21 protein-coding genes are annotated in these 19,995 nt (G+C 64.8%); 6 read left to right on the top strand and 15 right to left on the bottom strand.

What is annotated here, in order from left to right; genetic code table 11:
* The first annotated feature begins 3 nt into the window (after positions 1-3).
* Positions 4-1,053, top strand: a complete 1,050-nt coding sequence (locus tag HNR05_RS04410; protein ID WP_179577917.1) for an NAD-dependent epimerase/dehydratase family protein — start codon at positions 4-6, stop codon at positions 1,051-1,053.
* Between the two features lie 11 nt (positions 1,054-1,064).
* On the opposite strand, the gene HNR05_RS04405 is transcribed toward HNR05_RS04410, so the two are convergent.
* From HNR05_RS04405 to HNR05_RS04380, 6 genes are all read right to left on the bottom strand, one after another.
* Complete coding sequence (locus HNR05_RS04405; RefSeq protein WP_179577916.1) at positions 1,065-2,069, bottom strand: Rv1681 family radical SAM protein; 1,005 nt, start codon at positions 2,067-2,069, stop codon at positions 1,065-1,067.
* Entirely contained in the window at positions 2,063-2,872 is an 810-nt protein-coding gene (locus HNR05_RS04400; protein WP_179577915.1) for an Rv1680 family SBP-like protein, read from the bottom strand. The genes HNR05_RS04405 and HNR05_RS04400 overlap by 7 nt, the downstream gene beginning before the upstream one ends.
* 5 nt (positions 2,873-2,877) lie before the next feature.
* Positions 2,878-3,252, bottom strand: a complete 375-nt coding sequence (locus tag HNR05_RS04395; RefSeq protein WP_179577914.1) for an Rv1678 family membrane protein — start codon at positions 3,250-3,252, stop codon at positions 2,878-2,880.
* Positions 3,249-3,785, bottom strand: coding sequence for a DoxX family protein (locus HNR05_RS04390; RefSeq protein WP_179577913.1), 537 nt, complete (start codon positions 3,783-3,785; stop codon positions 3,249-3,251). Before HNR05_RS04390 ends, HNR05_RS04395 begins: the two co-directional genes overlap by 4 nt.
* 63 nt (positions 3,786-3,848) lie before the next feature.
* Positions 3,849-5,000, bottom strand: a complete 1,152-nt coding sequence (locus tag HNR05_RS04385; protein ID WP_179577912.1) for a sensor histidine kinase — start codon at positions 4,998-5,000, stop codon at positions 3,849-3,851.
* 7 nt (positions 5,001-5,007) lie between these two features.
* Positions 5,008-5,727, bottom strand: a complete 720-nt coding sequence (locus HNR05_RS04380) for a response regulator transcription factor (RefSeq protein ID WP_343062458.1) — start codon at positions 5,725-5,727, stop codon at positions 5,008-5,010.
* 111 nt (positions 5,728-5,838) lie between these two features.
* Here HNR05_RS04380 and HNR05_RS04375 point away from each other — a divergent pair, with 111 nt between their 5' ends.
* The 4 genes from HNR05_RS04375 to fadE16 all read left to right on the top strand — a co-directional run bounded on the left by HNR05_RS04375 (position 5,839) and on the right by fadE16 (position 9,805).
* Positions 5,839-6,501: a glycosyltransferase family 2 protein gene (locus tag HNR05_RS04375; protein ID WP_179577911.1), complete on the top strand. Its 663-nt coding sequence runs from the start codon at positions 5,839-5,841 to the stop codon at positions 6,499-6,501.
* A complete protein-coding gene (locus HNR05_RS04370) occupies positions 6,498-7,124 on the top strand; it encodes a TIGR04282 family arsenosugar biosynthesis glycosyltransferase (RefSeq protein WP_179577910.1) in 627 nt (208 codons plus the stop codon). The genes HNR05_RS04375 and HNR05_RS04370 overlap by 4 nt, the downstream gene beginning before the upstream one ends.
* Entirely contained in the window at positions 7,121-8,551 is a 1,431-nt protein-coding gene (locus tag HNR05_RS04365) for a glycosyltransferase family 87 protein (protein ID WP_179577909.1), read from the top strand. The genes HNR05_RS04370 and HNR05_RS04365 overlap by 4 nt, the downstream gene beginning before the upstream one ends.
* Positions 8,552-8,671: 120 nt before the next feature.
* Positions 8,672-9,805: an Rv1679 family acyl-CoA dehydrogenase gene (gene fadE16 / locus HNR05_RS04360; RefSeq protein WP_179577908.1), complete on the top strand. Its 1,134-nt coding sequence runs from the start codon at positions 8,672-8,674 to the stop codon at positions 9,803-9,805.
* An 82-nt stretch (positions 9,806-9,887) separates the two neighbouring features.
* On the opposite strand, the gene HNR05_RS04355 is transcribed toward fadE16, so the two are convergent.
* The 6 genes from HNR05_RS04355 to HNR05_RS04330 all read right to left on the bottom strand — a co-directional run bounded on the left by HNR05_RS04355 (position 9,888) and on the right by HNR05_RS04330 (position 16,081).
* The gene (locus HNR05_RS04355; RefSeq protein WP_179577907.1) at positions 9,888-10,619 is read right to left on the bottom strand and encodes a DsbA family protein; all 732 of its coding nucleotides are present in this window, start codon (positions 10,617-10,619) and stop codon (positions 9,888-9,890) included.
* Positions 10,620-10,667: 48 nt separating this feature from the next.
* Positions 10,668-11,087: a transcription antitermination factor NusB gene (gene nusB / locus HNR05_RS04350; protein WP_179577906.1), complete on the bottom strand. Its 420-nt coding sequence runs from the start codon at positions 11,085-11,087 to the stop codon at positions 10,668-10,670.
* Positions 11,087-11,647, bottom strand: coding sequence for an elongation factor P (gene efp, locus HNR05_RS04345; protein WP_179577905.1), 561 nt, complete (start codon positions 11,645-11,647; stop codon positions 11,087-11,089). The genes nusB and efp overlap by 1 nt, the downstream gene beginning before the upstream one ends.
* 91 nt (positions 11,648-11,738) lie before the next feature.
* Positions 11,739-12,176 carry a type II 3-dehydroquinate dehydratase gene (locus tag HNR05_RS04340; RefSeq protein WP_179577904.1) on the bottom strand — a complete coding sequence of 146 codons (438 nt, stop codon included), beginning with the start codon at positions 12,174-12,176 and terminating at the stop codon, positions 11,739-11,741.
* A gap of 74 nt (positions 12,177-12,250) precedes the next feature.
* A complete protein-coding gene (locus HNR05_RS04335; RefSeq protein ID WP_179577903.1) occupies positions 12,251-14,110 on the bottom strand; it encodes a BCCT family transporter in 1,860 nt (619 codons plus the stop codon).
* A 306-nt stretch (positions 14,111-14,416) separates the two neighbouring features.
* A complete protein-coding gene (locus HNR05_RS04330; RefSeq protein ID WP_179577902.1) occupies positions 14,417-16,081 on the bottom strand; it encodes an HNH endonuclease signature motif containing protein in 1,665 nt (554 codons plus the stop codon).
* Between the two features lie 691 nt (positions 16,082-16,772).
* On the opposite strand from HNR05_RS04330, the gene HNR05_RS04325 reads away from it, so the two are divergent.
* Positions 16,773-17,099: a cupin domain-containing protein gene (locus HNR05_RS04325; protein WP_179577901.1), complete on the top strand. Its 327-nt coding sequence runs from the start codon at positions 16,773-16,775 to the stop codon at positions 17,097-17,099.
* A 15-nt stretch (positions 17,100-17,114) separates the two neighbouring features.
* On the opposite strand, the gene HNR05_RS04320 is transcribed toward HNR05_RS04325, so the two are convergent.
* The 3 genes from HNR05_RS04320 to HNR05_RS04310 form a co-directional block, all read right to left on the bottom strand.
* Positions 17,115-17,681 carry a hypothetical protein gene (locus HNR05_RS04320; RefSeq protein ID WP_179577900.1) on the bottom strand — a complete coding sequence of 189 codons (567 nt, stop codon included), beginning with the start codon at positions 17,679-17,681 and terminating at the stop codon, positions 17,115-17,117.
* Positions 17,682-17,923: 242 nt separating this feature from the next.
* Positions 17,924-18,514, bottom strand: a complete 591-nt coding sequence (locus HNR05_RS04315) for a hypothetical protein (protein ID WP_179577899.1) — start codon at positions 18,512-18,514, stop codon at positions 17,924-17,926.
* An 89-nt stretch (positions 18,515-18,603) separates the two neighbouring features.
* Entirely contained in the window at positions 18,604-19,980 is a 1,377-nt protein-coding gene (locus HNR05_RS04310; protein WP_179577898.1) for an APC family permease, read from the bottom strand.
* Between the last annotated feature and the right edge of the window lie 15 nt (positions 19,981-19,995).

The following is a 19,995-nucleotide window of genomic DNA, read 5'->3' as shown; positions in this document are numbered from 1 at the left end:
GCCATGACGCGACTGCTCGTCACCGGAGGTGCTGGCTTTATCGGCTCACACATTGTGCAGGCGGCGGTGGCCCGGGGCTGGTCGGTGCGCGTGCTCGATTCACTCCGGCCCGACGTGCACGGCAGCCGGCCGGTGCTGCCCGACGCAGTCGACCTCCACGTCGGGGAGGTGGCAGACCGCTCGGCGCTGGATGCCGCCCTCGACGGCATCGACGTGGTCTGCCACCAGGCGGCCAAAGTCGGGCTCGGCGTCGATCTGCAGGACGCGCCGGACTACGCGCGCTCCAACGTCCTGGCCACGGCGGAGCTGGTCGCAGGACTCGTGCGACACGACGTCAGCCGGGTGCTGTGTGCCTCCTCAATGGTCGTCTACGGCGAGGGCATGTACCGCGGCCGACACGGCGACGTTCGCCCGCCGAGTCGTCGGTCATCCGATCTGGGCGCGGGCCGGTTCGATCCGCAGGATCCGGAGACCGGCGAGGCCCTCGATCCGGCCCTGCTCGGGGAGGACGCTGCCCTCGACCCGCGCAACGTCTATGCGGTGACCAAGCTCGCCGAGGAACTGCTGCTCGCCAGCTGGGCCAGGGAAGTCGGGGGCACTCTCGCCAACCTGCGCTACCACAACGTTTATGGACCCGGGATGCCGCGGAACACGCCGTATGCAGGTGTCGCGTCGCTGTTTCGCTCGGCCATCGAGCGCGGTGAGGCGCCTCGAGTCTTCGAAGACGGCGCACAGCGCCGCGACTTCGTGCACGTGCATGACGTCGCGACGGCTAACATCGCCGCGGTCGGATGGAGCGCCGCGCAACAGCCCGGCACGGTTCGGGCCTTTAACATCGGCAGTGGTGAGGTCACCACAATCCTGCAGATGGCCACCGCGCTGGCAACGAATGCCGGTGCCCCAGCGCCCGTGGTCACCGGGGAATTCCGTGCCGGCGACGTACGGCACATCACGGCGAGCTCGGACCGTGCTCGCCGGGAGTTGGACTGGCAGCCGGTGGTGGGTTTCGCACAGGGCATGCGTGAGTTTGCCACCGCCCGGCTGCGGGACTGACGCCCGGCAGGTCAGGCGCAGGGAAACCATTCCGCCGCGGCGTTGGCGCGCACCCGGTGTTCGATGAAACGGCGGCGTATCTCGTCGATCGCGTCGGCGAGCGGAAATATCTGGCTGGTGACCAGTTGGTCCTCATGGTCGGCAGCGACAGGATGCCAATACACGCCGTCCGCTGTAATCGTGACCTCCGGGATGAGTGACTCGACCGTGAGCTCGATACCTGCCTCGGCATTGCCTCGATGGGCGAGGGCCCGAATAACTTGGTCGTCGCGCTCGATCCCGATCGAGTCAAGGAAGTCGTGAAAGGGCCCGAGCTCATGAATTTGCTCGGCCGGCAGGGTCGCGGCTACTTTCACCCGAAACCCCTCCTCATGGGCGATGCGAATGCCGGCAACGGCGCGCTGCCACGAACGGGCACCCCGGTGCGCGTCATGGCCTTCGGGGGTGGCGGAGTCGACGCTGATTTGCAGCGTGAGACGATCCCGGTTCATCCGTCGCAATCGTTCAAGCCGGTTGCCGTTGAAGAGCATCCCGTTGGTGAGCAGCGTGGTCGGAAGCCGGTCAGTGCACGCGGCGACGAGTTCGTCGAGGTCGGGAAGCAGGAACGGTTCCCCGCCGGTGAGGATGAGTTCGGACACTCCTGCCTCGACCGCTTCGGCCGCAAGCTGCCGCACCCGGTCGATGCCGAGCGCACGCCGGTCGGCCTGCGGCGAGGAGCGCACGCAGCAGTAGTCGCAGGCCAGATTACAGTCGAAATTGGTGTACATCCACAGCCGGGTTCCCGGAAGATGGTCCGCCGAGAGACCGGCGAGGGGGTCGCCGCGGATGCCACGGCGCACCGTCGCGCTCCACCCCGTGAATTCGAGAAGCTCATTGCCGGTGCGCGTGCACCACTCGCGAATGATTCGTCCGCTCTCTTCGCTGTCGTGCGGTTCGATCGGAACGGTCACGGTGTCGCCGGTGTGCACGGCACCGATGCGGCCGACCAAATCGAGGACAACGCTTCCGGTCACCATCGGGGCGCCACTTCCTGCTCCTGAACCGCCTCAAAAAGCGACCCGTAGCCCTCCATCCGCGGTCGCACCCACTGTCTGAGGCCCTCCATCTCGAGGATGGGGCGGTGGGCCGGGTTCTCCCAGTCCATCGCCAGCAGGTGATCAACCCAGGGAGCGACACGGGACTCGGGCTGCGTGGTGAGTGCCGTGAAGTTGCAGTGACTGTAGTGCGGCGACTCCCAGAACGCCTCGAAGGCACCGGGCATCAGCTCGTCCCGGCCGATCGCATCCCAGGTGTTGATGCCGATCGCCGCCGCGTCGGCTCGCTCGTCGAGCACCGCGCGCAGCGCATCGAGTTCGCTCCGACCGGTGTCGCCGTGTTTGCCCACATCGCTGTCGATGCGCAGCAGTTCTACGCTGTCACCGAGGCCTGCCTTCCGGAGAAAATGGATGGGCAGGATCGCGGCTTGCGCGGAATCTTGGGAGCCGAGCGCCAACCGTCGGCCACTGAGACTCGCGAGCCCCTTCATGCCAGCACCCGCGTGACTGATGAATACTGACTGGAACACGGTGTCGGTGTCGCGCGCGGCGACGGCCGTGCACTCACCACCGGTCTGAAGCACCGTGCGCACCCAGGCAAGGTTGGTATTCCAAGCCAGGTCGATGCTGCCGTCGATCAGCGCGTCGACCTGCCGGCCATAGTTCGAGAAAAGGATGAAGTCCATCTCAGACGGCGTTCCGGCGAAGTATTCGCGCATTCCCTCCCAGATGGTGACGACGTTGGGCGTATATGCCACCGCACCAACGAGCAGAGGATTCGACATGGGTGTCATTCCCTTTCATCCGAGGGCGGCCGATTTCGCGCGACGAGTGCGACCACGAGCAGCCCAATTCCGAGACCGCCGATCAGCGCCATTGTCGACGCGTTGCCGCCCAGCAGGTTCGCTGACCGGCCGAGCTGCACAAGCTGCAGCAGGGCTGCTCCCACGAAGGCTGCTCCGCTGACGACCGTGAGCGCCACACTGCGCACCCGCGACGCCACGATCGCCAGCAGGCCGAGACCCAGCAACACCCACGCGCTTGCCCCGGGAACCTCGATGAGGTGGACCGCCGGTGGGAGCCCACCGGTCAGTGCGAACGCACTGCCGACGACAGCGGCGATGCCCAGGGCGAGCACGGCATTCGCGAGGGGCCGCGTCATCATGAGAGCCTCACCATAAGTCGCGCAAATCGGGTTCCGGATGCGGTCCACGATGGGCGCAGAACCCCGTCCAGGCCGTAGCAACGACCAGCGGCGGTGGCGAACAGTGCGATGTGCGCCAGCAACATCAGGTAGTAAGACCAGTGCCATTCGTGGGGAGCGTTCAGAACCGACAGCGTGATGGCGATGGTCTGGGCGATGCCGATCACCGCCCAGAGCCGCGTGGCGAGGCCGATCAGCAGAAAGGCTCCGAGCCCGCCCTCAATGAGAATCGTCGTCCAGCCAAAGAACTCGATGCCGGGGCGCACGACGGCGTCGACAACCGCAGAGTATGGCGGAAAGACCGGGTGACTCACGGCCAATCCGCTCCAATAGTAGAGGCCACTGTTGCTGGCCCTGCCGAAGTCGGGCGGCACCTTCCACCCCACGTTCTGAATCCAGAGCAGGGCGACGCCGACCCTCACGATTGCGATCAGCACGCGGCTGGATCGCGCATCCAGAGCGCTGGATGCGTGCGTCGCGAGCGGCTCGATCATGGCGACTCCCTTCTGGTGCTCTCATCAAAGACCCGCGTCGGCCGTGCGACAACCACCGAGTGCTTACGAACCGCGAACGGATGACGTGAGATCACGGGGAATCACAAGATCGAATCGGCAGCCACCCGGCACATTGCACACGCTGACCTCGCCTCTGTGGGCGGCCGCAATCCCCCGCACAATCGCCAGCCCGAGTCCCGCCCCACCGGAGGCGGACGGGTGCGGGGTGCGGGCCGCCGAACCGCGCCAGCCCGGCTCGAAGATCTGGGCCAGATCGCTCTCTGCGATGCCACCACCTCGATCGATCACCGCGACGCTGGCCTTGCCGTCGACAATCTCCACTTTGACCGTGATCGGCGAACCGGCCGGCGTGTGCTGGATCGCATTGAGGAGCAGATTGCCGACGGCCCGCGACAGTGCTCTCGGGTCGGCCGTGACCGAAAGATCTTGGCCGGGGGGCGAGTGAAAGTCAATCTCACGACCGCGCGAGAGCGGGCGCAGGTCGGCGACGGTATCGCTGACAACGTCATAGAGTGACACACTCTGCAACGTGAGTGTGAAGGTGCCGGCATCGATCTTGGAGAGTTCGAAAAGGTCGTCGACCAAAATTGAAAGCCGCTCGGCCTGCTCCCGGATGCGCCCGTAGTAGTTCGGCGGATTCTCAACCATCGAGTCTTCAAGGGCCTCCGCCATCGCCCTGATACCCGCCAACGGGGTGCGCAGGTCGTGGGAGATCCACGCGATGAGCTCCCGGCGAGACTTCTGCACCGATTCCTCGTGTTCTCGGGCCTCAGTCAGCTTCGCACTCGTGGCCGTGAGCTCCGCCGCCAGGTTGGAGAGTTCCAGGTTGACCCGACGACCGGTGTTCTCGACGATTTCTCCGTCGCCGATGCGCCGCGCATCCCGTGAGAGTGCACGGGAGTTTCGCACCACGACCCAACCGAGCACGGCAACAAGCATGAGGGAGAGCGCGCCGGAGATGACAGCGATGTTCGCGGCGACGCTCAACTCATGTGCCGAGAGGAACATTGCGTTCGCCGCGGCAATCATGCTCAACACCACCGCAAGGATCGTGGAGGTCACGACAACGCACGCCTGCACGATGATCGAGGTGCGGCGGAGCCCGAGCAGCACTACGACACTTGCTGCCATCACCGCCAGGGTCGCGCCCAAGGCGATCGAGGCGAGGGCGAGCAGATCAGGGAGAGGGATCATCAGGAGTTCACAGGTCCAGCCGGTAGCCGATACCCCAGACAGTGGCGAGAATCAACGGATGTGTCGGGTCGCTCTCGATCTTCTCGCGCAGCCTGCGTATGTGCACCGTCACGGTGGACAGGTCGCCGTACGTCCAGCCCCACACGGCACGCAACAGTTCCTCACGACCGAAGGTCTGATTCGGCCGTTTGAGGAGGAACGCCAACAGATCGAATTCACGCACGGTCAGGGTGAGCGGTTCACCCTCACGGGTGACAATGCGAGCGTTCGGATCCAGGCGGAACGGGCCGCGTTCAAACGGAGACTCCGGCATGAACTCACTCACCGAGCGGCGAAGAACCGATTGCACCCGCAACACCAGTTCCCGTGGCGAGAATGGCTTGGCCAGGTAATCGTCGGCGCCGGCCTCGAGACCGAGTATCCTCTCATCCTCGGCGCCCAGCGCAGTGACCATGATGATCGGCGTCCGGCCGAGTTTCCGGATCCGACGACACACCTCGATCCCGTCGATGCCCGGCAACATCCGATCAAGCACGATGAGGTCGGGTGGAGTGCGTTCCACTGAACTGAGCGCATCGAAGCCGTCAGAAGCTCGGTCGACGATGAATCCCGCCGCCTGCAGGTAGGCGGTAGAGACCTCAGACACCGTCGGGTCGTCATCAACGACGAGCACGCGGCGATCCACGAGGTCGTCATTCTCAATTGGTGCTGTGACGGGAATAAGCACCCCTTCAGACTACGTACCGTCGGGCCCGCCTGCGCCGCCAATTTCACACTGTCCTCGATCCGTAACACTGGGGCCCTCGACGCTGGTCGGTCGCAGGCATAACCTCAAACCATGCGATCCCCCCGGGTTGATGTCGTGCTGCCGTGTCTGAACGAGCGCGACGCGCTGCCGTGGGTTTTGTCGCGAATTCCGGCCGGCTACCGAGCGATCGTGGTCGATAACGGAAGCACAGACGGCTCAGCAAAGGTCGCACAGGCGGCTGGTGCGACAGTCGTGACGGAGCCATGCCGTGGTTTCGGCGCGGCTGCGCAGGCGGGACTCGCCGCAGCTTCCGCACCGCTTGTAGCCTTCTGCGACGCGGATGCCTCGCTCGACCCGGCCGAGTTGCCCCGGTTGGTGGAGCTGCTGATGGCCGACGAGGCCGACCTCGTGCTCGGGCGTCGGCGGCCCACGGCGTCGGGTGCCTGGCCGCCACACGCGCGGCTGGCGAACGCCATCCTTGCAGCCCGCATCTCCCAGAGAATCGGCTCGAGGCTGTACGACCTCGGCCCGCTGCGCGCCGCGCGCACGGCCGAGCTACGCCAGCTCGCACTCATCGACCGGAGGAACGGCTATCCCCTGGAAATGGTGATCCGCGGTGCTGAGGCGGGCTGGCGCATCGTCGAGTCCGACGTTCACTATGCGCCCAGAGTCGGGCGCTCTAAGGTCACCGGCACTGTGCGCGGCACGATCGCCGCGGTCTTCGATATGGGCCGAGTGCTGGGGCGACTATGACCACACTCGTCGTCATCGCGAAGGAGTGCTTACCGGGAACGGTAAAGACTCGCTTGCACCCGCCGTTTTCCCTGCGGCAGGCTGCGACGCTCGCCGCAGCAAGCCTCGAGGACACCCTGACGGTGGCGGCCCGCGTGCCGGCGACCCGGCGCGTACTCTACTTCGACGGAGACACACCGCCCGCGACCGCGGGGCGTGACTGGGAGGTGGTGTCGCAGTGTGAGGGAACGCTTGACGTGCGGTTGGCCGGGATCTTCGATCTTCTCGACGAACCCATGCTGCTGATTGGCATGGACACCCCTCACGTCACGCCCGGCATGCTCGCCCCGGCGTTCGAGTCGTGGCCGAGTGACGTGGATGCTTGGATCGGCGCGGCATCAGACGGGGGGTTTTGGGCGCTCGGACTGGCCGACCCTCGAGGGAGGCTCACCCGCGGCATCCAAATGTCTCGCCCCAACACCGGAGCCGAGCAGCGCCGGGCCTTGGTACGCGCGGGCCTGCGGGTGCGGGATCTTGTGGAGCTGCGGGATGTGGACACCGCGGCGGATGCGGCGGCCGTGGCCGCGCAGATTCCGAACTCGCTCTTCGGTCTGGCCTTTCGAAATGCGCTTGAGGAGCTATGACTCACGCCCCTGTGCGCCGATCCCCCGCACTCATCATCACGGCGCTGCTGGTGGCGGCGACTGCCTCGCTCATCGGATTCTGCGTGACGACGCTGAATCTGTCCAGCCAACACGACCGGTTTGCCTACGGGGTCGTGGTGGCTGGGGCCTGGGCGATGTTCGCCGCCGCCTGCATCGCGGCTATCCGTGTGCCCGACCGCATGGTGCGCGCGATGGTCGTCGCGGGCGCACTTGTCATTGGGGGCGCCGCGCTGCTCGGTACGCCAAACACCAGCACCGACTCGGCCCGCTACGCCTGGGACGGAATCGTCGCCGGCGCCGGAATTTCCCCGTACGACCACGTTCCCGCGGATGAGGCGCTCGCCGGGCTCCGCCCGGAGTGGCTCTTCCCCGCACCCGTGCGGACCGCGGGTGGGCCCGAGCAGTGCACGGGAACGCACATCGTGGAGACCACCTCCGTGCCGAGCGATAAAGTGCTCTGCACCGCCATCAATCGTGCTCACTCGCCCACCATTTACCCGCCTATGGCCGAGCTCTATTTCTTAGGTGTGCGCCTCGTTGTCCCGCCGAGCGCAGAGTACCGACCCTTTCAAGTGGCCGGGCTCGCGGTCTCACTTCTTATTAGCTGGATGCTCCTGAACGCGCTGCGCCGCCACGGGCAGAACGAGCGCTGGGCTACGCTCTGGGCGTGGTCGCCCTTCGTCGCCCTCGAGGCCGTCAACAACTCCCATGTCGACGTCCTCGCCGTGGCCCTGGCACTCGCGGCGACACTGCTGGTCGCATCCGGTCGCCGAGTCTGGGGCGGTGTCGCGCTCGGAGCATCCATCGCCACCAAGCTCGTTCCACTCATTGTGGCGCCGCCCCTGCTCCGGCGACGGCCGCTCGCCGTGGTCGCGGCGTCGGTCGCGACGTTCGCCGGGCTCTACCTGCCCTACGTGCTCGCCTCCGGCCCGAGGGTATTGGGCTACCTGCCGGGTTATCTCGCCGAGGAAGGCTACGACAACGGAAGCCGGTTTGCACTTCTCGGAACGGTACTCCCCGCCACGTGGACGCTGCCGGTGGCAGCTGCGCTGCTCGCCATTCTCGCGGGCGTGTGCCTCTGGTGGGCCGACCCTCAGGCTCCGTGGCTCGCCCAACTCGTACTCGTCGGCGCCACCGTGCTCGTGATCAGCCCACGGTACCCGTGGTACGGCCTGCTGCTCCTCCCCTTCATCGTGCTGACTCATCGCTGGGAGTGGCTCATCGTGCCGCTCGCCTTAACCGAATGGCAGGTCCGGCCGGACATCATCGCGTTCCGCGTCGCACTCGCCGTGGCCGCGATCACGGTGGTTATCGGTTGGGCGATCCGCCGATCGAAGCGGCAGCCCGGGCTTCCTCGCATGGCCGCCCGCCGAGATCGACAACACCGTGGCATCCGTGGTTCGTAAGATCTCGGCCTTGTCAGCATGAGCGTGCGCAGAGTTGACTTGATGCGATCGCGCGCCTCGGCCTGCCGAGACCGCCCACCCCGCACCCCGACTCGCACCTGCACGGGAAAGGTACCAGCCATGGACGTCACCGACAGACTCGACCCCGTTCTCACCGTCGCAGCCGCGCACGCGAGTGACGTCGACAAGGAGGCCCGGTTCCCGATCGAAGCGGTGGACGCGCTGCGTGCATCCAACCTTCTCGGCCTGACCCTGCCAGTCAGCGTCGGTGGCCTCGGCGGCGGACCGCGCGATCTCGTACGGGTCGTCAGCGCCCTCGCGGGCGCCTGCGGTTCGACGGCAATGATCTATCTCATGCATATCAGCGCGGCGATGCCTCTTGCGGCAGCGCCGCCACCCGCCTTTCCCAATCTGCTTGGCGATCTGGCCACCGGCCGTTCACTCGGCTCACTGGCCTTCTCCGAAGCCGGATCCCGCTCACATTTCTGGGCACCTGTGTCCCAGCCCTCCGAGGACGCCGATGGCATCCGCATGATTGCGAAAAAGAGCTGGGTCACCTCCGCCGGGCAGGCCGATGTCTACGTTGTCTCGACCCGATCGCCAGATGCCGCCGGCGTTGACCTCTACGCGATTCAAGCGCACACCGAGGGTGTGGCGATCGATCGTGCGTGGGCGGGCATGGGCTTTCGCGGGAACGAATCGTGCCCCATGACCTTCGACCTCACACTCAGCCCCGACCAGCGGATCGGTCCCGCGGCCGGAGGCTTCGATCTGATGATGGGAACCGTACTGCCCTGGTTCAATCTCGGAAACTCGGCTGTGTCGCTCGGGCTCGCCAGGGCAGCCGTTGAGGCCGCTGTGCGCCATACGACGGGCGCTCGGCTGGAACACCTCGACACAAGCCTCTCGGCGCTGCCGACCATCCGGGCGCAGCTGGCCAAGATGTCGATCGACCTCGCCATGGCCGCGGCCTATCTCGACCAATGCGCCGATCGGGTGGCCGAACCTCAGGACGACACCCCACTTCATGTGCTCGGTAGCAAGGCCGCATCCAACGACGCCGCATTGCGGATCACCGATGCGGCGATGCGGGTCTGCGGCGGGGCCGCGTTCTCACAGCAACTCCAGATCGACCGCTACTTTCGCGACGCCCGCGCCGGGCACGTGATGGCGCCGACGGCCGACGCACTCTACGACTTCTACGGCCGTGCCATCACTGGGCATCCGCTCTTCGACGCACCCGCCGCGGAATAAACCATGGGCCCGTTCGCATACGCGCTTGCACGTGAATGTTCGACTCGTGCAGGGTGTGCGGCCGGGAGCGTGATGCGCCCGATTAGCCCGCCGTGATAAAAGCGGCGAGACCCTTGGCGTCGTTGACCTGACCGGTGAAGCTGTTGCCATTCACCAGCACAGTCGGCGTGCCCTCGACCTTCGGAATGTCGGCACCCTCGATCGGGCCTGCCAGAGCTGCATCATTGATGTGCTGCACCCACGAGCCATACGCCTGTGTCGTCACGCACTCCGAAATGTCAGAGACACCCAGATCAGACGCCAGTTTGACAAGAGCGGCGTCATCGATTCCCGCGGAACCTTCTTCGGGCTGGTCGTCGAAGAGAGCCGTGAGGTAGGGCAGTGTCTTCGTCGGATCGGCGACAGCCACACAGGTGAGTGCACCACCGGCGCGAGTCGAGTATTCGGTGCCCTGCGAGAGACGGTTCAGAAAGTTCATCGGGTGCAAACGCAGGGTAATCGTGCCGTCGTCGACGAATGAACTCAACTGCGCACCGTTCGTCTTGTCGAAGACGCCACAGATCGGGCACATCGGGTCGAAGTAGACGTCGACCACGGTAGCGCCGGAGCCCACCGTGAGGAATCCGCCGTCGAAGTCGGCGGCACCACTGGTTCCCGTGGGAATCGGGGCGGCACTCGGCGCGCTGCTGCCTCCGGTGCCTCCGGTATCCCCACCGCCGACGGGTGCGCAGGCGGCCACCCCGACGGTCATGACGGCGGCAATAGCCAGTGCGGAGATCAGGGTGCCCAGGCGGGGCTTCATGCTGCGTGACATCAGAGTGCTTTCGTCGAGGGCCGCTGGGCCTTGGCGGGTGGTGAAGTTTTAGGCAGAGGGAGCCGTCTGGGCGATGCGTCCGAGCAGACCGTTGACAAAACCGGCGGAATCGGTCGTCGAGAGCACCTTAGCGGCCTCGACAGCCTCATCAATCGCGACGGCGTGCGGAACGGCGTTGTTGAACAGGATCTCCCAGATGCCAATCCGCAAAATGGCGCGGTCGATCATGGGCATCCGTGAAAGTGTCCACCCCTGCGAGTAGGTCTCGATGAGTTCGTCGATCTCCTCGCGGTGATCGACGACGCCATCAACGATCTCGCGGGCGTACAGCCACGACGCCTGACGGTCGGGTTCGCTCGTCGCGCGAACCGCTTCGGCTGCAAGCGAATCTTGGATCGTGATCTGCCGCACGTCGGCGGAGTACAGAATGTCAATGGCGCGCTTGCGCGCCTTAGTGCGAGCGCTCACTAGTTGACACGGCCGAGGTAGTCACCTGTGCGGGTGTCAACCTTGACCTTGGTGCCGGTCTCAAGGAACAGCGGAACCTGAATCTGGTAGCCGGTCTCGACGGTGGCGGGCTTGGTGCCGCCGGTCGAGCGGTCGCCCTGCAGGCCCGGCTCGGTGTAGGTGATCTCCAGCACGACGGATGCCGGCAGCTCAATGTAGAGCGGGTTGCCGTCGTTCAACGCCACGGTCACCGACTGGTTCTCGAGCATGAAGTTGGCGGCATCGCCGACGACAGCGGCCGGAACGTGCAGCTGGTCGAAGTCAGAAACGTCCATGAAGACGTAGGAGTCACCGTCGGCGTACAGGTACTGAAAGTCGCGACGGTCAACGTTCTCGGTCTCGATCTTCGCACCGGCGTTGTAGGTGCGGTCGACGGTCTTTCCGCTGACGACATTCTTCAGCTTGGTGCGCACGAACGCGCCACCCTTGCCCGGCTTGACGTGCTGGAATTCGATGACGGTCCAGAGCTGGCCGTCGATCTTCAGTACAACGCCATTTTTGATATCGGCGGTAGATGCCATGAAAAGGTGATCCATTCGATTGGGAAAGGTATGGCCGGTCCCGGCCTCAAACGAGTGTAGTTGCCGCAGAGACGAGTGCCAAAGACACAGTTTACGGGCGAAAAGTGAGAAAGTTCAGTGCAAGCCGGTAGGAATCGAATCCGAAGCCGGCGATCACCCCGGTTGCGACGGCGCTGACGACACTCGTGTGCCGAAACGTTTCGCGGGCGTGCGGGTTCGAGATGTGCACCTCGATGAGCGCCACGCCAGCCTTCGTGACGAGAGCTGCGGCATCCCGAAGCGCGTAACTGTAGTGCGTGAAGGCGGCCGGGTTGATGATCACCGGCGTGTTCGTGTCGACCGCTTCGTAGAGCCAGTGGATGAGTTCGGCCTCGTCGTCGCTCTGGCGCAGATCGATGGTCAGGTCGTCAGGAGCTTCACCGGCGAGGTAGTCGCGCAGATCGTCGAGGTCGGCGGCGCCATAAACGTCGGGTTCACGACTACCCAGGCGACCGAGGTTCGGACCATTCAGAACGAGGATCTTACGCATCCCCTCAGCCTAGTGAGTACGGAGGGGGCTGGCGCAGTAGCGGTTCGCTTCACTCGGTCGACCCCGACCCGGCCTCAGCTTCGGGCACCCGGGTCGTCGGGTTCCACGCCGGTGTGTGGAGCGGTGCTGGCGTCTCCGGTAGCGCGGCCATCTGCGCCGGTGTCGCCCGTGCTGGTGCCACCGTCGTGGGAATCGCCGGTGTCGGCGCCACCCATACTGGCGCCTTCGGAGGCTGGCGCTCCGGTGTCGACGTTGGGGGTGATAATGCCCACGGCATCCGTGAGGCTGCGCGGTGTGGCGCGCACGAAACGACGCAACCACCGTGGGGTGCGCACGGCGAGTCCGTGTTCGATCTGATCTTCGACCTCCAGTCCGTAGTGCTCGCCGATGCGTTCGATCAAGAGGGCGCGTTGTGCTCTGTCGTGGGCTTCGCGTTCTCGTTTAAAGGCGATGTACGTCGACCAACACATCAGCAGCATCACGACGCTGAAGGGAAGGGCGATGATGATCGCCGCGGTCTGGAGCGCTTTCAAACCACCGGAAAGTAGGAGTGCAATAGCGAGTACGGCAGTGATGAGGGTAAAGAAGACTCGGGCCCAGCGGCGCGGTTCGAGGTCGCCGCCCGTGGCAATCATGCCCATCACAAGCGCGCCGGAGTCGGCCGAGGTGACGAAGAAGATCGTAATGATGATGATCACACCGATGGTGAGAAAGGTCGTTCCCGGCAGGTGTGCAAGCAGCGCGAACAGGGATCCATCGAGGTCGACGGTGCCGTCGGAACGAAGCAAGCTGACGCCCTTGAGTTCAAGGGCAATCGCGGAGCCCCCGAGCACGCTGAACCAGAGCACTCCGATCAGGGTCGGCACCAGGATGACACCCACCACGAACTGCCGCACCGTGCGACCTCGGGAGATTCGGGCGATGAAGATGCCCACGAAGGGTGCCCAGGCGATCCACCAGCCCCAGAAGAATGAGGTCCAGCTGGCCTGCCAGGCCTCCCCTGCTTTGCCGGTGAAGGCGCTCACGTTGAACGACAGTCCGATGAAGTTCTGTATGTAGTTGCCCAGAGACTGCACGAACTCGCGCAGCAGAAACGCGGTCGGCCCAGCCGCAAGCACGTAGAGGAGGAAGAGGCCGGCCAAGATCAGGTTGATGCTGGAGAGCCATTTCATCGCACGTGAGACGCCCGAGAGCACCGAGAACAACACCAGTACGGTTATGACAAGGATGATGATGAGCTGAGTTGTCACAGTTGGTTTAGCGATGTTCGCCGATGAGAGCCCCGAGCTGATTTGGAGCACGCCGAGTCCGAGCGACGTCGCAACCCCGAAGAGAGTACCGACTAGAGCAACGATGTCGATGAGGTTGCCCCAGCCGCCGCGCACCCGCTTGCCCAGTAGTGGCTCGAGCGTCCATCGGATGGAGATCGGCCGACCGCGGCGGTGGATTGCATAGGCCAGGGCCAGTCCCACGACGACGTAAATGGACCAGGCGTGAATGCCCCAGTGCAGGTAGGTCTGGCTCAAAGCCTGCTGCGCCAGCAACGACTGGGAGCCCGTGACGCCGGGCTTCGGGGTGATGAAATGGCTGAGCGGTTCGCTCACGCCATAGAAGACGAGACCGATACCCATACCGGCTGCGAAAAGCAACGAGAACCACGCCATGAGAGAGAATTCAGGTTTGTCGTCGTCCTTGCCGAGCTTGATATCACCGAACCGACTGAAGCCCACCCAGAAGCAGAAGATGACGAAGAACGTGGCGATCAGGACGTAGTACCAATTGAACGTGTTGACGATGCTTGTCTGGATGGTGCTGAAGAGCACCTCAGCTGCCTGCGGGGTGACAATGGCGAACGTCGCGAAGACGAGGACTATGGATGCCGCAGGCCAGAAAACCCAGCGGTGCACGGGTGAGCGTTCCGAGTCGGTCGCCATGGTTCCGAGGGTATCCCCCGAGCTTCTTGCGGTCGAGGGCGGCTCTCCCCTGGGTACCCAACCAGCATGTGGTACTCGGCCGGTTGGTCGTGGCGGTTGAGGCGTGGCAACTTCGGCGCAGCGAGTAGGGCGTGGAGGCTGGGGCGTGGAGACTGGGGCGGGCGGATGAGGCCCGTCGGGCGAGTCGCGGCGGGTCGGTCGCGGCGGTTCAGTCGCGGCAGGACAGTCGCGGCAGGACAGTCGCGGTAGGACAGTCGCGGCAGGACAGTCGCGGCAGGACAGTCGCGGCGCATCAGTCGCGCCGCATCAGTCGCGGCGGTGGGTGTCGGTGCGGTGGCGGTTGGCGTCGCGCCAGGTGCGGGTCGGGTCGATCCAGGCCGGGGCTTTCACTTGGGGGCGGCCGTTGACCATGAGGATCTCCCAGCCGGACGTTTCGATGGTGTGATGATGTCGCCAACACAACGCCACACCATTGTCGACCTCGGTGACGCCGCCTGTGCTCCAGGGGATGACGTGATGAAATTCGAGCCACTGTGCGGGGGCATCACAGCCGGGAACGCCGCAGCCGCCATCGCGGGCGAGGATCGCCCGGCGTTGGGCACGGTTGAACAGTCGTTGCGGATCGGTCAGCGTCAGAACCTCACCGTTCGGACCGAACAGAACCGTTTGGGTCCCTCCGGCACACATCATCTGATCCACCGTGCGAAGCGAGATGGGGGCGTCGACGCCGTCGATCCAGCCGACACCGCGCCCGGCTTCAATATCGTTCACGTTCACATGCACCACCACCGTCGGCGGTGCACCACCAATGCTGGGAGTGCTGTCGGCTTGGGCCAACTGGGTGAACATGCCGCGCAGAATATCGGCCCGCTTCTCACCGGCGGTACGGGTGTCGACATCATCGAACTCATGCCCGGCCGACCCGGGAAGAGGCACCTCAGCTGAGGCTGAACCCTGACCGTGGTCGTCGTGGTCGTGGTCATGGAGGTGCTCGTCGTATACGTCGTGTCCGTCGGGACCGTCGTGAGAATCCTGCTCGGAGCGGTCGTCGTGGGCATCCTGCTCGGCACGGTCGTCGCGCTCGGAGCGGTCGTCGCGGGCCTGGTCGCGGGCTTGCTCGGCGGCCGTCGGAAACGCGGGGGTTTTGCGGGCCGCGATGAACGCGTCGAAGGTGAGGTTCATGATTCCGTACAGATCAGGAGTCACCCCGCCCCGCACCGGATACACACCGTCTTTGAAGCGGCCGAAACTGATCGTGCTCGTCGCCTCACCCTCGACCTCGTTCGGTGCCACCCCGTCGGGGTCCAGCGCCGCCTGCCACTGCAACATCTGCACCCGCATCGAGTCCGCCGAGAACGCAAAGCCCGCGCCCGGCTCACCCTCATTCTCGGCCGTGATCGTGCCCGTCGCCGCACCCACCAGAGCGCGTTCCGCAGCCGCAAGATCATCGGGGGCAACGCGCGGGGAGATCTCGGCCAGACCGGACATGATCACCTCCGCCGCATCCACCCCCAGCAAGCCCGAAGCGACCGCGGCACCGACCGTGGGGAACAGTGCGGGGATGATCGTGCCGACGTGTTGCGTGTCGCGCATCCGCAGGCCGAGGGCGCTACGCCGTTTCGCTTCCCGGCCGGAAATGCGGGTGACCCGGGTGATCAGGTCGATGCCACTCGTGCAGCCCCGCTTCGCGGCGAGGGAGTCCCGACCCAGCCACCGGCCGGAGCGTTCCTCGACCGTCGCCGCCACAGCCACCCGGCCGGCATCAACCAGCCGGCCCACGCCTTCGAACGCGCCGAGCACACCGAGGAGGTCGTCGTCGGTGAACCGGTCGGGGCTGACGGTTCCGAGCCCGGCCCACAGTGCCTGCGTCTGTTCGAGAACCGCCAGCACCATGGCCGCGGTCGGTGCCGACGCACCCGAGGCGGGTGTCGGCTCCGGGGCGGAGACGGGGGGTGGGGAGGTGATTGACATAGCTCTATTCTCCCAAAGAACGAACATGATTACGAGCTTTTCTCAGTATATGTGGATAAGTTCTCGTACCTGTTTCTGTGGAGGGATCGAGAACTTGAGCCGGTCGAGACTGCGGCCATGGTCTCGAGAGTGGCTCACGGGATCTCGACACGCTCGATCAGCGGAAGGGGTGCAGGCTCGAACGCCGAACCGTGGGTCGACCGTGTCGAGACCCCGCCCGCGAGTCCCGCGGGTGGTGCGCAGGATCTCGACGAGCCCGATCAACGGAAGGGGCGCGGGACCGATTACCGATACGTGGGTCGAGCGTGTCGAGACCCCGACCCCCGGCCTCGAGGGTGACTTTCGGGATCTCGACACGCTCGATCAGCGGCGTGGGAGGAGCGGTCAAAGGAAGGGGTCGTCTACCGACCGCCGGTCGAGCTTGTCGAGACCCCGCCCGCGAGTCTTGAGGTTGGCTTACGGGATCTCGACAGGCTCGATCAGCGGATGGGTGCGGGTCGAGCGCCGAACCGTGGGTCGAGCCTGTCGAGCCCTCGGGCGTTAATCTCGACGAGCTCGATCAGCGGGGTGGGTGCGATCAGCGGGGTGGGTGCGGGCTCGCGCGCAGGCCTGCGGGTCGGGCTGGGTGCGGGCTCGCGCGCAGGTCTGCGGGTCGGGGCGGGCTCGATCAACAACGGGCTAACGTGAGGGTATGGAACACTATGCCGTCCCACTCGTCTTTGTCAGCGATCTGCTCGAGAGCTCTCCCGTTACTCCGGGCAGGCTCGGCCACAGCACGGTGCTCACTTCACCGGACGTGCGCGTCGTCGTTCTTTCCTTCGAGGCCGGTCATGTGATGAAAGAACACCGTGCCCCCAAGACATTGATCTTGCAGGCTCTCGACGGATGCCTGAACGTGACCGCAGCGGGGCAGCTCACCACGCTCGCCCCCGGTGCCATCCTGCGCCTGGAAGCATCGCTGCCGCATGAAGTTGAGGCTCTCGAAGATTCGAGACTCATGCTCACGCTGATCGGCTGACTCGTATCGAACGGTTCAGCAGCCGGGGGCCTGGGGTTTGCCGCGACAATCCGAACCCACAAGCAATGTCTTGGCCTGGCCAACCACCACCGTGAACGCGGGACCCGCAACCGACACCGTGCCGGCGACCGTGCGCCACGCCCCACTGTTGAACCGAAACTCGGCCGTGTAAAGCGCCCGCGGCGTGACCACGAACGACCCGGACTCGCCATAAACATGGCTCGTGGCCGTCTCATCAAACTCCGCACGCCCCTGCGCAGCCCACGACGCACCACCCGTGCCCGTTCGACCGTGCGAACCGTCACCATACGCCCAACCGAAGCCCAGCGGAGTAAAGCGCACCTCCGCCAGATACCCCAACAGAACACCACTACGCACATGCGCCTCCGCCCGCGAATAGAAATTCGCCGGCAGCCCCACGATCGCCCACCCATTCGGCTCCATGCCACTTGTCGGCGTCCCCGCCGGAATATTCACCAGATCACCCACCCGCACCACCAGGCCCGGATCACACGGCGCCCCCACCGGGCACTCCGATCCAAACGTGTCACGCGTGAAATAGAGCGGGTCATTAACATCCATACCCGGCGCCGCACCTCCACCGTCAGCGCCCGCGCCCGGCTCCCCCTCACCAGACCCGCCCCCGCCAGTGTCATACCCGCCGCCCACCGTGACACCACCCCCGTCATCATCGACCTTCCCGCCGACAGACGGAGGGCATGTGCTTGTCGCGGCGTCCCATCCGACGCACGCCCCACTTCGGACTAACGCATACACCGGTGAACCTGCCAAACTCCCGTAGACGAGAGATAACGCAGTCGTCATCAGCAGAAATCTTCGCCACTCCACGACTCTGACCTTTCGACTAGCAAGACACGCTTAGCGCCGCTGACAAAACTGACCTCAAGTGGGTATCTAACTTCGCGATCCGGCGGAACCACGGAGACTTCGTCAGAATCAACTACATCGGTCTGGGACACGTCGAGGCATAGATAGACAACCAATGATCCATCGTCAAGATTGGCGCTTTGAATTACCAGCGAATCGAATGCAAGCTGTCCGTGGCCTCGAAGTCCGGACTTTGACAATGAACGCATTGACTCAATTTCTGCATCCAATGCCTGTCCGACAGCAACGCGAGCCATGCGGTCCGGATCAAGACCACCTTCTTGCCCAATAAGACTTGAGAGAGCCTGATACTGCGCATACGCAGCCGTCGCCGCTGCCAGCGCTTCCGCGTTTGACGCGAAAACCGGCTCGTGCGTCGAAGGAGCAGGGGTCGGTGGCGACACCGGCATCGACGTGCATCCGGCGAGAAGAAGAACCGAGGTCACTGCCGCGACAGCGCACACCGCGAGCGCAGGCATCGCTCGATCGGCGGGCCACGTACGGCAACGATGAGTCATCATGCTCATGCCGACACCGTAGGGCAGATCGGCGCCGACTCGCACGATTTATCCACAGCTCGTGAGGCCTCCCCAATGGCGAGGCCTCGCGAACTGCTCTACTCCTTCAGATCGAGCATCGGAACTGGGCGGCGGAACCCTCGGGTGATCCAAGCCAGGTAGGCCAGCCCGACCCCGAGCCAGATCAGCCCCACCAGCAGCGTGCGCGGCGAGAGGCTGGTCCACAACCAAATCGTGAGCGCGAAGCCGATCGCGGGTACGAAAAGATAGCTGAACAGGTGGCGACGGCCACGCAGATGCTGCCCGATGAAGTAGTGCTTGATCACCGACAGGTTGACGGCCGAGAACGCGATCAAGGCGCCGAAACTAATCATCTCGGCGAGCAAGCCGAGATCAATCACGAGCGCGATCAACGACACGGCTGACACCGCGAGAATCGCCAATACCGGCGTACCAAAGCGCACATTGATCTTGCCGAAGAATCGCTTCGGCAGCACCCCGTCGCGTCCCATCGCAAAGAGAATGCGGGAGACGGATGCCTGTGAGGCCAGCGCCGAACCCGCGGCGCCGGCCACGTAGGCCGCGGTGAAGAACGTGACAAGGAAGCTTCCCCCGGCCTTGGCCATCACGTCGAGGGCTGCGGAGTCGACATCCGTGAAGAGGTGCGACGGCAGCACCAGGTGGCCGATGTAGGCAAGCCCGACGAAGATCACCCCGGCCAGGATCGTGACGATCATGATTGCCTTGGGCAGGTTCTTGCGCGGATCGCGGGTCTCTTCGGCAAGTGTCGAAACTGAGTCAAAGCCGAGGAACGAGAGGCAGAGCACCGCGGCGCCAGCGGCGATGGGCAGGAACCCGCCGTTCTCACCGGTTCCAGTGAATGGTGCAAGCGGGTCGACCGCCCCCGCGCCACCGATCACGCCGATGGCCATGGCCACGAAGACCACGATGAAGATCGTTTGCACGGCGATGATCAGAATGTTGGCGCGTGCTACCGACACAATGCCGACGATGTTCAACACTGTCACCAGGATGATGGTCGCGAGAACAAACGTCCACGCGGGCATCGCGGGAAAGGCTGCGTTCAGGTAGATACCGATGACGAGGTAGTTGATCATCGGCAGGAATAGGTAGTCGAGCAGAAGCGCCCAACCGGCCAGGAAGCCGATACCGGGACCGAAACTGCGCTGAGTGTAGGTGTAGGCGGATCCCGCAAACGGGAACGCCTTCGACATCAGCCCGTAGGAGCGCGCGGTGAACACCATCGCCACCAGGGTGACGAGGTAGGCCAGCGGCAGACGTCCCCCGGTGATCTGGGTGACGAGACCATAGGTCGTGAAGATCGTCAGCGGCACCATGTAGACCAGGCCGAACAGCACGAGTGAGGGCACGCCCAGAACACGACGCAGGTGGCCCTCCCCTGCTGCCGTGCCGGGCGGTGTGGCGGTGAGCGGTTCAGCGGAGGAGGAGCTCATAGGTGTGGATCCTTT

This window comes from Leifsonia psychrotolerans (assembly GCF_013410665.1).
Taxonomy (GTDB): domain Bacteria; phylum Actinomycetota; class Actinomycetes; order Actinomycetales; family Microbacteriaceae; genus Cryobacterium; species Cryobacterium psychrotolerans_A.
This window is presented reverse-complemented; position numbering and strand designations above follow the sequence as displayed.